The sequence below is a fragment of the Variovorax sp. GW821-FHT09D07 genome, assembly GCF_059416345.1.
Genome location: NZ_JBWKOY010000003.1, coordinates 556,772 through 569,482 on the forward strand (window position 1 = coordinate 556,772; position 12,711 = coordinate 569,482).

At 67.9% G+C, this 12,711-nt stretch carries 12 protein-coding genes and 2 riboswitches; of the genes, 8 read left to right on the forward strand and 4 right to left on the reverse strand.

What is annotated here, in order from left to right; genetic code table 11:
- Positions 1-27: 27 nt before the first annotated feature.
- The 3 genes from AC07OX_RS14010 to AC07OX_RS14020 are packed head-to-tail and all read right to left on the reverse strand — an operon-like array spanning position 28 to position 1,993.
- Positions 28-435, reverse strand: a complete 408-nt coding sequence (locus AC07OX_RS14010) for a VOC family protein (protein WP_062471216.1) — start codon at positions 433-435, stop codon at positions 28-30.
- A gap of 11 nt (positions 436-446) precedes the next feature.
- Positions 447-1,397 (reverse strand): DMT family transporter, encoded by a 951-nt coding sequence (locus AC07OX_RS14015; RefSeq protein ID WP_495261824.1) that lies wholly within the window; start codon positions 1,395-1,397, stop codon positions 447-449.
- Positions 1,394-1,993, reverse strand: a complete 600-nt coding sequence (locus tag AC07OX_RS14020; protein WP_495261825.1) for a LysE family translocator — start codon at positions 1,991-1,993, stop codon at positions 1,394-1,396. The genes AC07OX_RS14015 and AC07OX_RS14020 overlap by 4 nt, the downstream gene beginning before the upstream one ends.
- Before the next feature lie 130 nt (positions 1,994-2,123).
- On the opposite strand from AC07OX_RS14020, the gene AC07OX_RS14025 reads away from it, so the two are divergent.
- The 4 genes from AC07OX_RS14025 (at position 2,124) to AC07OX_RS14040 (ending at position 7,349) form a co-directional block, all read left to right on the forward strand.
- Positions 2,124-3,545, forward strand: coding sequence for an aminotransferase-like domain-containing protein (locus AC07OX_RS14025; protein ID WP_495261826.1), 1,422 nt, complete (start codon positions 2,124-2,126; stop codon positions 3,543-3,545).
- 64 nt (positions 3,546-3,609) lie between these two features.
- The gene (locus tag AC07OX_RS14030; protein ID WP_495261827.1) at positions 3,610-4,389 is read left to right on the forward strand and encodes a PhaM family polyhydroxyalkanoate granule multifunctional regulatory protein; all 780 of its coding nucleotides are present in this window, start codon (positions 3,610-3,612) and stop codon (positions 4,387-4,389) included.
- Between the two features lie 49 nt (positions 4,390-4,438).
- On the forward strand, positions 4,439-5,719 hold the full coding sequence (locus AC07OX_RS14035; protein ID WP_070060267.1) for an FIST signal transduction protein: 1,281 nt from the start codon (positions 4,439-4,441) through the stop codon (positions 5,717-5,719).
- Between the two features lie 214 nt (positions 5,720-5,933).
- A complete protein-coding gene (locus tag AC07OX_RS14040) occupies positions 5,934-7,349 on the forward strand; it encodes an RtcB family protein (protein ID WP_495261828.1) in 1,416 nt (471 codons plus the stop codon).
- 17 nt (positions 7,350-7,366) lie between these two features.
- Here AC07OX_RS14040 and AC07OX_RS14045 read toward each other — a convergent pair whose 3' ends face one another.
- The gene (locus AC07OX_RS14045) at positions 7,367-8,674 is read right to left on the reverse strand and encodes a D-amino acid dehydrogenase (protein WP_062471173.1); all 1,308 of its coding nucleotides are present in this window, start codon (positions 8,672-8,674) and stop codon (positions 7,367-7,369) included.
- A 91-nt stretch (positions 8,675-8,765) separates the two neighbouring features.
- A riboswitch (glycine riboswitch) is annotated at positions 8,766-8,872 on the reverse strand.
- A gap of 44 nt (positions 8,873-8,916) precedes the next feature.
- Positions 8,917-9,007: riboswitch (glycine riboswitch) on the reverse strand.
- A 117-nt stretch (positions 9,008-9,124) separates the two neighbouring features.
- Between AC07OX_RS14045 and rfbB the strand changes: the two genes are divergently transcribed.
- From rfbB to rfbC, 4 genes are read left to right on the forward strand one after another with little or no spacing between them, the layout of a single operon-like run.
- A complete protein-coding gene (gene rfbB / locus AC07OX_RS14050) occupies positions 9,125-10,204 on the forward strand; it encodes a dTDP-glucose 4,6-dehydratase (protein WP_492686379.1) in 1,080 nt (359 codons plus the stop codon).
- Complete coding sequence (gene rfbD / locus AC07OX_RS14055; RefSeq protein WP_495261829.1) at positions 10,201-11,091, forward strand: dTDP-4-dehydrorhamnose reductase; 891 nt, start codon at positions 10,201-10,203, stop codon at positions 11,089-11,091. Before rfbB ends, rfbD begins: the two co-directional genes overlap by 4 nt.
- A gap of 39 nt (positions 11,092-11,130) precedes the next feature.
- Positions 11,131-12,018, forward strand: coding sequence for a glucose-1-phosphate thymidylyltransferase RfbA (gene rfbA, locus AC07OX_RS14060; protein WP_492686377.1), 888 nt, complete (start codon positions 11,131-11,133; stop codon positions 12,016-12,018).
- The gene (gene rfbC, locus AC07OX_RS14065; protein ID WP_492731665.1) at positions 12,015-12,563 is read left to right on the forward strand and encodes a dTDP-4-dehydrorhamnose 3,5-epimerase; all 549 of its coding nucleotides are present in this window, start codon (positions 12,015-12,017) and stop codon (positions 12,561-12,563) included. The genes rfbA and rfbC overlap by 4 nt, the downstream gene beginning before the upstream one ends.
- Positions 12,564-12,711: the final 148 nt, after the last annotated feature.

A 12,711-nucleotide genomic window follows, 5' to 3' on the forward strand; every position in this document is an offset into this window, starting at 1 on the left:
GAATGAGAGGTGAGTCTGAGTGTGTCGTCAGGATGGCGGGATGTCGCCACGGTGCACGACATGGATTTTGTTGCCGTCCGGGTCGCGCAGGTAGGCGCCGTAATAGCCCTGCCCGTAGCGGGGGCGGGGCCCGGGCGCGCCTTCGTCGCGGCCACCGTGGCGCAGGGCCGCCTCGTGGGCGGCATGAACGGCCTGCGGCGAGGGCGCGCAGAACGCGACCATGCTGCCGTTGCCGGCGCTGGCGGGTTCGCCGTCCAGCGGGATGTACACGTAGAAGCGCGGCAGCGTCTGGCCCGGCGCGATCCAGCAGGCGGCGTCGGGGCCGCCGTCGGGCGTCACGGGGCGGCGGATGAGGCCGAGCGGGGCCAGCACCGCGTCGTAGAAGGCGGCGGCGCGCGGCAGGTCGGTGCAACCGACGGTGACATGGCTGAACAGTGTCATGGTGGTCAGCTCCTGGCTTGCGGCTCGGCGCCGCGTGGAACAGCGGCAGGCGCCGCCGGTTGCGACAGCCGCTTGCCTGCGACCACCGTGGCGACCACGGCGGCGGCGAAGCCCAGCGTCACCAGGTCGAGCGGTTCGCCCAGCAGCGGGATCGACGCGAGGATCGACAGGAAGGGCTGCAGCAGCTGCGTCTGGCTCACGCGCAGCGCGCCGCCCAGGGCCAGGCCGCGGTACCAGGCGAAGAAGCCGATCCACATCGAGAACATGCCCACGTAGGTGAAGCCGACCCAGGCCGAGGCGGCCACAGGCTGCTGCGGCCACAGGGCGATCGTGGCGGGCAGCGTCACGGGCAGCGCCATCACGCAGACCCAGCAGATCACGCGCTCGGCGCCCAGCGACGGCGTGACCTGCGCGCCGTAGATGTAGCCGACCGAGGCCGCGACGACCGCGCCGACCAGCAGCAGGTCGGCCCATTCGAAACCGAAGCCGTGGCCGCTCTGCTGCGCGCGCAGCACCGAGAACACCACCACCAGCAGGCTGCCCGCGATGGCGCAGAGCCAGAAGCCCAGCCGCGCGCGCTGGTGCAGCACCCAGGCCGCGACCGCGGCCGTGACCAGCGGCAGCAGCGCCGTCACCACCGCCGCATGGCTGGCCGTGACCACGCGCAGCGCAAAGGCCAGCAGCAGCGGAAAGCCGATGCAGTTGCCCAGCACCGCCATGCCCAGCGGCTTCCACTGGTGCGGCGCCGGGCGTGGCGAGCGCGTGACCAGCAGGAAGACGGCCGACAGCACGCCCGCCAGCGCCGCGCGCCCGAGCGTGACGAACCACGGCGACAGCTGCGGCGCCTCTTGCGTGCCCGTGGCCAGCCGCGTCATCGGCAGCGTGATGGCGAACAGCGCCACGCCGACCACCCCGAGCCACATGCCCAGCGTTTCGTCCTTGAGGGTGAGCTTCATACGCCCACCATCCACCAGGCCGTGAGCACGAGGATCAGGCCCATCGCGCGGTTGAACCACAGCAGGCGTTGCCCCTTGGACAGCCACTCGCGCAGCAGCGCGCCGACCAGTGCATAGGCGAAGTTGCTGGTGAAGGCGTAGGTCAGCATCACGGGCGCGACGATGGCGAAGCGCGCGAGCGCGTCGGGCTGGCCGGCGATCCAGCCGGCCACCAGCGTGAGCGCGAGCAGCCAGGCCTTGATGTTCACGAACTGCAGCATCACGCCCTGCCCGAAGCCGACCGAGAGGCGGGCGCTGTCGGCCTTGCCGAGTTGGGCGCTGCCGCTGAGCTTGTAGGCCAGCCACAGCAGGTAGGCGATGCCCAGGCCCTTGATCGCCAGGCGCAGCGGCGGCATGGCCACCACCAGGGCGCCGAGGCCGGCCGCGCAGATCGCCAGCAGCAAGGTCCAGCCCACCGGCACCGCGACCACGAAGCGCATGGCGCGCGGCAGGCCGCCGTTGGCCGCCAGGGCGGTGGAGAGCGTGGTGTTGGGGCCGGGCGAGAAGCTCATCGCCGTGGCCAGCACCAGCAGCGCGGTGAATTCTTGCCAGTTCATGTCACAGACTCTAAACTTTGGACCATTACAGTTCCAGTACAGATGATCGAACAAATCTGAAATCTGTATTGGTCATTCCTTCGACACACGCCGCCCTTTTCTCGCTCTCTGTGCGATGCAGTCCGACTCGATGCTGACCCGAACCTCCACCCAGTCGCTGACCGGGCAGCTGGCCGACCGCCTCGCCGAGCGCATCCGCAACCGGCTGCTGGCGCCCGGCGCGCGCCTGCCCTCGGTGCGCGAATGTGCGCGCCAGCAGGGCGTGAGCCCGTACACCGTGGTCGCCGCCTACGACCAGCTGCTCGCGCAGGGCCTGGTCGAGGCGCGCCGCCAGCGCGGCTTCTACGTGCGCGACGCCGCACCGGCGCCCGAGGGTTCGCGCAACCCGGCGCATGCCGTGCCCGTGGTGCCGCCGATGATGGCCTCGCGCGTGCCGGCCGACGCCAGCTCGCTGATCCGCAGCATGTTCCACCGTCCGAGCGACAAGCCGCAGCCGGGCATGGGCGTGTTCCCGCCCGACTGGATGGCCTCGACCTTCCTGGCGACCGCGGTGCGCCGCGTGACGACCACCTCGGCGCTGCAGGAACTGTCGCTGCAATACGGCGAGCCCTCGGGCGACCTCGCGCTGCGCCGCAGCCTGTCGCAGAAGCTGGTGCGCATCAACGTGCCCGCCGGGCCCGACCAGATCGTCACCACCATCGGTGCCACGCACGCCCTGGACATCGTGAGCCGCACGCTGTTGCGCGCGGGCGATCCGGTGATGGTCGAGGAGCCCGGCTGGGCGCTGGAGTTCGCCCGGCTCGAAGCGCTGGGCATGCGCATCCTGCCGGTGCCGCGCCGTGCCGACGGGCCCGACCTCGGCGTGATGGCGCAGTACTGCAAGCTGCACAGCCCCAAGCTGTTCGTCAGCGTGAGCGTGCTGCACAACCCGACCGGCTACAGCCTCACGCCGGGCAGCGCGCACCGCGTGCTCAAGCTGGCCAACGAACACGACTTCCACATCGTCGAGGACGACACCTACAGCCACCTCGCGCCCGAGCACGCCACGCGGCTCAGTGCGCTCGACGGGCTGCAGCGCACCATCTACGTCAGCGGCTTCGCGAAGATCCTGGCGCCCAACTGGCGCATCGGCTTCCTGGCCGCCTCGCCCGCGCTCAAAGAGCGGCTGCTCGAGACCAAGCTGCTGGCCACGCTGACCTCGCCCACGCTGTTCGAGCGGGCGCTGTCGTGGTGCATCGACCAGGGCCAGCTGCGCCGCCATTCGGAGCGCGTGCGCATCCGCCTGGACGGCGCGCGCGGCCGCGCGGTGAAGCTGGCCATGTCGCACGGCTGCACCTTCGCCTCGGAGCCGGCGGGGCTGTTCGGCTGGGTTGACACGGGCGTGGACACCGACGCGCTCACGCAACGCATGCTCGACCAGGGCTACCTGCTGGCGCCGGGCTCGCTGTTCCATGCGCGCCGCCCGCCGAGCACGATGATGCGGATCAACTTCGCGACCTCGCAGGACGCGAATTTCTGGAAGGTTTTCAGCCGGGTCAGGGACGAGCTCTGATTCGCTTGCAAAGGGCTTGGAGTAAGCTGGCAGCACAAGAAAACCCAGCCAGGAGACCTCCCGCATGAGCAACGCCAGCAAACCCTTCGACTTCAGCCAGTTCGTCCCCGGATTCGACTTCCTGAAGAACCTCGCCGGCGGTGCCGCCGCGGGCTCCGGCTCGGTGCCCGGCATCCCCAGCCTGGCGAGTTGGGTCGCGCCCACCATGAGCGTCGAAGAGGTCGACAAGCGCATCCAGGAACTCAAGACCGTCCAGTACTGGCTCGAACAGAACGGCCATGCGCTCAAGGCGACCATCCAGGCGCTCGAGGTGCAGAAGATGACGCTGTCGACCCTGCGCGGCATGAACGTGCGGATGGAAGACATCGCCAGCGCGTTCACCAAGCAGGCTGCGGCCATGGCGCCGGCACCTGCACCGGCCCCCGCACCGCGGCCCGAACCGGAGCCCGTCGAGGAAGAGGAAGAAGAGTTCGACGAGGCCGAGGAAGAAGCGGAAGAAGAGGAAACCCCGGCGCCGAAGAAGACCTCGCGCGCCAAGCCCGCCTCGTCCAACGGCGCCGCCGGCGTGGTCGACCCGATGCAATGGTGGGGCTCGCTCACCGAGCAGTTCCAGCAGATCGCGAGCACCGCGCTGCAGGATGCGGCGCAGCTCAAGGTGCCGGCCATGGCGCAGCCGCTGGCCGACGCCGTGGGGCAGGTCATCGGCAAGGCGACGGCGGCGCGCAAGCCGGCCGCCAAGACCGCCGCGAAGAAGGCCGCAGCGAAAAAAGCCGCGCCGGCACCCGCCGCGCGCAAGAAAACCACGTCCACCGCCGCGCGCAAGCGAACCTCCGGCCGGCGCTGACGTCTTACAGACACCTTTCCAGACGACGACGCACGGGTCGGTACGCACCATGAAACTGTTTCCCACCGGCCATGCCACCCACCCGCAATGGCGCATGGCCGCCGGCCTTGTGCTGGCCCAGTTGCGCGCGCAGATGGCGCTGCCCGACTACGCGTCGAACCCGACGCTCGGGCTGCTCTACATCACCGACCACTACGCGGCCGAGGCGCAGGAGATCCTCGATCACCTGAGCGCCGAGCTGCCCGAGGTCACCGACTGGTCGGGCACCGTCGGCATCGGCGTGTCGGCCAACAACGCCGAGTATTTCGACGAGCCCGGCCTGAGCCTGATGCTGTGCGCGCTGCCCAGCGACCAGTACCGCGTGTTCTCGGGCGTGGCGCCGCTGGGCAGCTCCGAAATGAGCGGCTTCGAGGCGCACACCGCGCTCGTGCACGCCGACCCGGCCACGCCCGACCTGGGCGAGCTCATCGGCGAGATGGCGGGCCGCACCGACACCGGTTACCTGTTCGGCGGGCTCTCGTCCGGCCGTGGCGGGGCGCTGCAGTTCGCGGTCGGCGGCAACGGCAACATCCGCGGCCACGGCGCAGCGGGTGGCGTGTTCTCGGGCGGCTTGTCGGGCGTGGTGTTCGGCGAGGGCGTGCGGCTGGTGTCGCGCGTCACGCAGGGCTGCCAGCCGCTGCGCACCGGCGGCGCGCGCGAGCGCGAGATCACCGAGGCCGACGGCAACCTGCTGCTGTCGCTCGATGGCGAGCCGGCGCTCGACGTGCTGCTGGCCGACCTGCAGGTGTCGCTCGACCGGCCGCAGGAAGCCATCGACGCCGTGCGCAACACGCTGGTCGGCCTGGCCGACGCGGGCAGCGACGGCATCCGCCGCACCGGCGACCTGGGCGCCGACGTGCTGGTACGCCACATCATCGGCCTCGACCCGACGCGGCGCGGCATCGCCATTGCCGACAACGCCGAGGCCGGCATGCGGCTGAGTTTCTGCCGCCGCAACGCGCAGGCGGCGCGCGCCGACCTGATGCGCATCTGCGCCGAAATCCGCGAAGAGCTCGAGCCCGAAGAGCAGACACTGGCCACCGCGCGCGCCGTGGCGGCCGGCGAGGCCGAGGCCGCACCGCATCCGGCGCGGCGCATTGCGGGCGCGGTGTACGTGAGCTGCTCGGGGCGCGGCGGCCCGCACTTCGGTGCGCCGGGCGCCGAGCTGCAGATCGTGCGGCATGCACTGGGCGACGTGCCGCTGGTCGGCTTCTTCGCCGCCGGCGAAATTGCGCGCCACCACCTGTATGGCTACACCGGCGTGCTGACGGTGTTCACGGCGCCGGACTGACTGGCTGACTGACGGGAAAAAACGACGCGTGCGCTTGCGCACGGTGTTCGCGGGCGGTTCGCGTCGCTAGAATCCGCCCGCTTTCTTGAATCTCTGCTGCTGCAAGAAAGAGTGATCCGCGCGCCCCGAGGCACGCGGTCGATCTCTTTCGCCCCGCCACGCGACGTGACGGGGCCCGGAAACCGACACGGTTTCCCCGAATGGAATTGCAGCCATGGGCAGCCCCACCAACGGTCATTTTTCGAGACTCCAGCGCGCCTTTTCGCGCGCGAACATCGCCGTCGACTACCGCGACGGCATTTATCACCTGCGCAACGAAGCCGCGCAGGCGACCGTTCTTCTGCCGCAGAGCCTGCCGCTGGAAGAGAAGGCGGTGAACCAGCTGCTGGCCTTCGCCAACGTGCGCTCGCCCGACGGCGCGCACGGTGTGTGCAAGGCCTGCGCGACGCCGGACTTTCATCCGGGCTCGGTCGCGCCGGTGGGCAGCGTCGTCGCCACCGATGGCGACTTCGTGATCCCCGCCGCGGTCGGCACGGACATCAACTGCGGCATGCGCCTGCTGACCACCGGCCTCACGCTGGACCAGGTGGCGCCGCACAAGACGCAGCTGCTCGCGCGGCTCACGCGCAGCCTGCTCGACAACGGGCGCGACGTGCCGGTGCACACGGCGGCGTTTCGCGCGCTGTTCGACGACGGGCCGGCCGCGTTCCTGGACGCCGTGCGCAACGAGGGGCTCTGGGCGACCTGCGACCGCGACCGGCTGCAGGCCGAGATCGGCGCGTGCATCGGCCTGGCGAGCTTCGGCGGTCAGTCGCGGCACGCACCACCGGCCTACACCGGCGCGCGCCACGAGGTGTTCCGCGATCCGTGCCTGGGCACGCCGGGCAGCGGCAACCACTTCGTCGAATTGCAGGTCGTCGACCAGGTGATGGACCGGCACGCGGCCTACCGCGCGGGGCTCAAGGCGGGCGAGGTTGTGGTGATGATCCACAGTGGCTCGCGCGACATCGGGTTCCATGTCGGCGGCCGCTGGATGGACCGCGCGCGGGCCGAGTGGCCGCAAGGCCTGCGCCATCCGAAGAGCGGGCTGTACGGCCTGGCGGGGCCGCTGGCGCAGGAGTACCTCGAAGCCATGGGCGTGGCCGCGCGCTATGCGTGGGCCAACCGCGTCGTGCTGGCCGAGCTGGTGCGCAAGGACTTCGCCGAACTGCTGGGCGCGACGGCGTCGACGCTGGTGGTCGATGTGCCGCACAACGTGGTGCTGCGCGAGCACGGCATGAACATCCATCGCAAGGGCGCGACGCCGGCGCACGCGGGCGACCTGGCGCTGATTCCCGGGTCGATGGGCGATCACTCGTACCTCGCGACCGGGCTGGGGCATGAAGACTGGCTGTGGTCGTGCAGCCATGGTGCCGGCCGGCGCATGCGTCGGCAGGAAGTGCGCGCGATGCGGCCTGCGCCCGGCGACACCGAAGCCAGCTGGCAATGCGTGACGCTGCGCGAAGAGCGCCGCATCGAAGAGGCGCCGCAGGCCTACAAGCCGATCGGCGCGGTGATCGAGGCGCAGGAAAGCGCGGGGCTCATCCGCTGCGCCGTGCGGCTCAAGCCCTGGGTCACGTTCAAGGCATGACCCGGGCGCGTGTCGTGTCAGCCCAGTGCGGGTTGCACGGCGCGCGGCGCGGGTGCCGGCATGCCGGCGAACGCGAAGTCGACCTCGGGCGCCAGCCCGCTCACGATGCGCGCGATCGACTTGCCCGAGCCGCAGGCGTGCGTCCAGCCGAGCGTGCCGTGGCCGGTGTTGAGGAACAGGTTCGGCAGTTTGGTCTTGCCGATCAGCGGCACGTTGCTCGGCGTGGCCGGGCGCAGGCCGGTCCAGAACTGCGCGCGCTCGGTGTCGCCGGCGCCGGGGAAGAGTTCTTCGACGCGCCGCACGATGGCTTCGCAGCGCACGCGGTTCAGGTCGCGGTCGTAGCCGTTGAGCTCGGCCGTGCCGGCGATGCGCAGGCGGTCGCCCGACTCGGAGGTGTAGCGCGAGAACACCAGCTTGTATTCGTCGTCGGTCAGCGAGACCTGGTGTGCCTTCGATGCGTCCTTGACGGGGAGCGTCACCGAGTAGCCCTTGGCGGGGTAGATCGGCAGGCGGATGCCCAGCGGCGCGGCGTACAACGGACTCAGCGAACCCATCGCGAGCACGAAGGCATCGCCGCGGATGCGCTGGAAACGGCCTTCGTTGTCGGTCGCCTCGACGTGGTCGATGCTGCCGCCGGCTTCGCGCAGCGCGGTCACCGTGTGGCTCATGAGGAACTTCACGCCGGCCGCCTCGGCCAGCTTCACGAGCTCGCGCGCGAAGCGGTTGGCGTCGCCCGACTCGTCTTCGGCGGTGTAGGTGGCGCCGGCGAGTTGCGGGCGGATGTGGGCGAGGGCGGGTTCGATCTTGATGGCCTCGTCGGCGGAGATGACCAGCCGCTCGCAGCCCAGGGCACGCATCTGCTCGGCGGGCGCGAGGGCGCCGTCGAATTCTTTTTGCGTTGTGTAGAAGTGCAGGATGCCTTGCGTGCGCTGGTCATAGTTCAGGCCGGTGTCTCGACGCAATTGCTGCAACATTTCCCGGCTGTATGTACCGAGACGCACGATCTGTTCGATGTTGTGGCGGGTGCGCGCGGGAGTGCACTCGCGCAAGAACTGCAGGCCCCAGAGCCACTGGCGCATGTCGGCGCGGATGCGAAACAGCAGCGGCGCATCTTCCTTGCCGAGCCATTGCAGCACCTTCAGCGGCGCGCTCGGATTGGCCCACGGCTCGGCATGGCTGACCGAGATCTGGCCGCCGTTGGCGAAGCTGGTTTCGGCAGCCGGGGTGGCCTGCCGGTCGATCACGGTCACCTCGTGGCCGAGTTGCTGGAGGTAGTAGGCCGAAGTCACGCCGAGCAGGCCGGCGCCAAGAACGATCACACGCATTGCAAGTACCTTTGAGTTTGCAGCGCTTGAACGGCGGGCGTGGAGTGCTATTGAAAAAATAGCAAGCAACCGGACGACCGATGTCCAAGTTGCCGCTCCCCCTGTCCTCGGTACCTGAGAGATTCACCCTGCTGCACCCGCAGCGGGTTTGCTCCTTCGGTGCGCCACATGGCGTGGCGGCTCTCCAGACGGCTGTATCGATGAGTGCAGTACTGACCCCTTGCCGAAGTTCCGTGGCGTTGCCTGGAATTTCGTCGGGCCGACCTGAGCGTTTATGGGAGTTTGCGCCTTCGGTAGGGCCTCCGTGGAGGCCCGCTCTCCTGCAATTGTTGGCGATTGTAGGTGGGCCCCGCAAGCCGGCCAAGCCCTGTACATCGGCACTTCACACCGATGGGATAATTGAATGTTGATTTTTGGTAAAGCAAACTTTTTTCTACAGGTGGGGACCTCATGATCCTGGTTACCGGCGGCGCAGGCTTCATTGGCGCCAATTTCGTACTCGACTGGATCGCGCAGGGCAACGAGCCCGTCGTGAACCTCGACAAGCTGACCTACGCGGGCAACCTCGAGACCTTGGCGTCGCTCAAGGGCAACGCGAACCACGTCTTCGTGCAGGGCGACATCGGCGACAGCGCACTGCTCGACCGCCTGCTGGCCGAGCACAAACCCCGTGCCGTCGTGAACTTTGCCGCGGAATCGCATGTGGATCGTTCGATCCACGGCCCGGAAGACTTCGTGCAGACCAATGTGCTCGGCACCTTCCGCCTGCTCGAATCGGTGCGCGGCTACTGGAACGCCCTGCCGGCCGACCAGAAGGCGGCCTTCCGCTTCCTGCACGTGTCGACCGACGAGGTCTACGGCTCGCTCTCCAAGACCGACCCGGCCTTCACCGAAGAGAACAAGTACGAGCCCAACAGCCCGTACTCGGCCAGCAAGGCCGCCAGCGACCACCTCGTGCGCGCCTGGCACCACACCTACGGCCTGCCGGTGGTCACCACCAACTGCTCGAACAACTACGGCCCGTTCCACTTCCCCGAGAAGCTGATCCCGCTGATGATCGTCAACGCACTGGCCGGCAAGAACCTGCCCGTGTACGGCGACGGCATGCAGGTGCGCGACTGGCTCTACGTGAAGGACCACTGCAGCGCCATCCGCCGCGTGCTCGAGGCCGGCAAGCTCGGCGAGACCTACAACGTCGGCGGCTGGAACGAGAAGCCCAACATCGAGATCGTTAACACCGTGTGCGCGCTGCTCGACGAACTGAGCCCCCGCGCCGACGGAAAGCCGTACAAGGAACAGATCACCTACGTCACGGACCGCCCGGGCCACGACCGTCGCTACGCCATCGATGCACGCAAGCTCGAGCGCGAACTCGGCTGGAAGCCCGCCGAGACCTTCGACACCGGCATCCGCAAGACCGTCCAGTGGTACCTCGCGAACGGCGAGTGGGTGCGCAACGTGCAAAGCGGCGCGTACCGTGAATGGGTCGAGAAGCAATACGACGCTGCGCCTGCAAAGGCTTCCGCATGAAGTTGCTGCTGCTCGGCAAGGGGGGGCAGGTCGGCTGGGAGCTGCAGCGCAGCCTCGCGCCGCTCGGCGAACTGGTCGCCCTGGACTTCGACAGCACCGACTTCCACGCCGACTTCAGCCGCCCCGAGCAGCTGGCCGCCACGGTGCTGGCGGTGCGCCCCGACGTCATCGTCAATGCCGCCGCGCACACCGCCGTCGACAAGGCCGAGAGCGAGCCCGACTTCGCGCGCAAGCTCAACGCCACCTCGCCCGGCGTGGTGGCCGAGGCCGCGCAGCAGATCGGCGCGCTGATGGTGCATTACTCCACCGACTACGTCTTCGACGGCAGCGGCACCCGCCCCTGGAAAGAAGACGACGCGACCGGCCCGCTCAGCGTGTACGGCCAGACCAAGCTCGAAGGCGAGCAGTTGGTGGCGCAGCATTGCGCGAAGCACCTGATCTTTCGCACCAGCTGGGTGTACGCCGCACGCGGCGGCAACTTCGCCAAGACCATGCTGCGCCTGGCCAAGGAGCGCGACAAGCTCACGGTCATCGACGACCAGTTCGGCGCCCCGACCGGTGCCGAGCTGCTGGCCGACATCACCGCGCACGCCATCCGCGCCACCTTGCAAGACCCGGCCAAGGCCGGGCTGTACCACGCCATCGCCGGCGGCGAGACCACGTGGCACGGCTACGCGCGCTTCGTGCTCGAGATGGCGCAGCAGGCCGGCGTCGAACTCAAGGCCGGCCCGCAGGCCGTGGAGGCCGTGCCCACCAGCGCCTTTCCGACGCCCGCGAAGCGCCCGCACAACTCGCGGCTCGACACCACCAAGCTGCAGACCACCTTCGGTCTGCGACTGCCGCCCTGGCAGGAAGGCGTGGCACGCATGCTGCGCGAGACGCTCTGACCGACTGATTTTTCCTGCCCCTCACAGAAGAAGACTCCCATGACGCAACGCAAAGGCATCATCCTCGCCGGTGGCTCCGGCACCCGCCTGCACCCGGCCACGCTTGCCATGAGCAAGCAACTGCTGCCGGTGTACGACAAGCCCATGATCTATTACCCGCTGAGCACCCTGATGCTCGGCGGCATGCGCGACATCCTGATCATCAGCACGCCGCAGGACACGCCGCGCTTCCAGCAACTGCTGGGCGACGGCAGCCAGTGGGGCATCAACCTGCAGTACGCGGTGCAGCCGAGTCCCGATGGCCTGGCGCAGGCGTTCATCATCGGCGACAAGTTCGTGGGGAACTCGCCGAGCGCGCTGGTGTTGGGGGACAACATCTTCTATGGGCATGACTTTGCCCATCTGCTGTCGGACGCTGATGCGAAGCAGAGCGGTGCGACCGTGTTCGCGTACCACGTGCACGACCCGGAGCGTTATGGCGTTGTGGCCTTCGATGCCAACGGCAAGGCCAGCAGCATCGAAGAAAAGCCCGTGAAGCCCAAGAGCAGCTATGCCGTGACCGGCCTGTACTTCTACGACAACCAGGTCGTCGACATCGCCAAGGCCGTGAAGCCGAGCGCGCGCGGCGAACTGGAGATCACGGCGGTCAACCAGGCGTACTTGGACCTGGACCAGCTCAACGTGCAGATCATGCAGCGCGGCTATGCGTGGCTCGATACGGGCACGCACGAGAGCCTGCTCGAAGCCGGCCAGTTCATCGCGACCCTGGAGCATCGGCAGGGGCTGAAGATCGCCTGCCCTGAAGAAATTGCGTGGCGCAATGGCTTCATCGACAGCGCCCAACTCGAAAAGCTCGCTGCACCGCTGCAGAAGAACGGGTACGGAAAGTACCTGAAGCACCTGCTGACCGAAGAGGTGCGTTCGTGAATGTCATCCAAACCGAGATCCCCGACGTTCTGATCATCGAGCCGAAGGTCTTTGGCGATGCCAGAGGGTTTTTCTACGAGAGCTTCAATCAACGCGCATTCGAGGAGGCGGTTGGATCGAAGGTCGACTTCGTTCAGGACAACCATTCAAGGTCATCCAAGGGCGTGCTTCGGGGGTTGCACTATCAGGTCCAGCAAGCGCAAGGAAAGCTGGTGCGCGCGGTACGCGGCGCGGTGTTTGATGTGGCCGTCGACATTCGGCGCTCTTCGCCCACGTTCGGGCGTTGGGTGGGCACGGAGTTGAGCGAAGGCAATCACCGACAGTTGTGGGTTCCGGCGGGCTTCGCGCACGGATTCTTCGTTCTCACGGACTCTGCGGACTTTCTGTACAAGACGACGAACTACTACGCGCCTGAGCACGAGCGATGCATTGCTTGGAACGACGCGAGCCTGCAGATCGCGTGGCCTGACATTGGCATGGCGCCGCAGTTGTCCAGGAAGGATGCCGAAGGCAAATCGCTTCAAGCGGCGGACGTCTTCGAGTAAACAGAATTTTTGAACGAGGCACCTGAGTGCCTGCCGAATTCGAGGCTTCATTTCTTGATCACGCATCAATGAACGAATGCCGAAAGTGAGATTCTTGTCTTCTTGCTGTATTTGAAATATTCCCGCTGCCCGTGAATGTGAGTTGCTT

Bases quoted from the DNA above. Each gene is read 5' to 3' on its own strand.
- AC07OX_RS14020 (WP_495261825.1), bottom strand. From the start codon at position 1,993: ATGAACTGGCAAGAATTCACCGCGCTGCTGGTGCTGGCCACGGCGATG.
- rfbD (WP_495261829.1), top strand. From the start codon at position 10,201: ATGAAGTTGCTGCTGCTCGGCAAGGGGGGGCAGGTCGGCTGGGAGCTG.
- AC07OX_RS14025 (WP_495261826.1), top strand. From the start codon at position 2,124: ATGCTGACCCGAACCTCCACCCAGTCGCTGACCGGGCAGCTGGCCGAC.
- AC07OX_RS14030 (WP_495261827.1), top strand. From the start codon at position 3,610: ATGAGCAACGCCAGCAAACCCTTCGACTTCAGCCAGTTCGTCCCCGGA.
- AC07OX_RS14035 (WP_070060267.1), top strand. From the start codon at position 4,439: ATGAAACTGTTTCCCACCGGCCATGCCACCCACCCGCAATGGCGCATG.
- AC07OX_RS14015 (WP_495261824.1), bottom strand. From the start codon at position 1,397: ATGAAGCTCACCCTCAAGGACGAAACGCTGGGCATGTGGCTCGGGGTG.
- rfbB (WP_492686379.1), top strand. From the start codon at position 9,125: ATGATCCTGGTTACCGGCGGCGCAGGCTTCATTGGCGCCAATTTCGTA.
- AC07OX_RS14045 (WP_062471173.1), bottom strand. From the start codon at position 8,674: ATGCGTGTGATCGTTCTTGGCGCCGGCCTGCTCGGCGTGACTTCGGCC.
- AC07OX_RS14040 (WP_495261828.1), top strand. From the start codon at position 5,934: ATGGGCAGCCCCACCAACGGTCATTTTTCGAGACTCCAGCGCGCCTTT.
- rfbA (WP_492686377.1), top strand. From the start codon at position 11,131: ATGACGCAACGCAAAGGCATCATCCTCGCCGGTGGCTCCGGCACCCGC.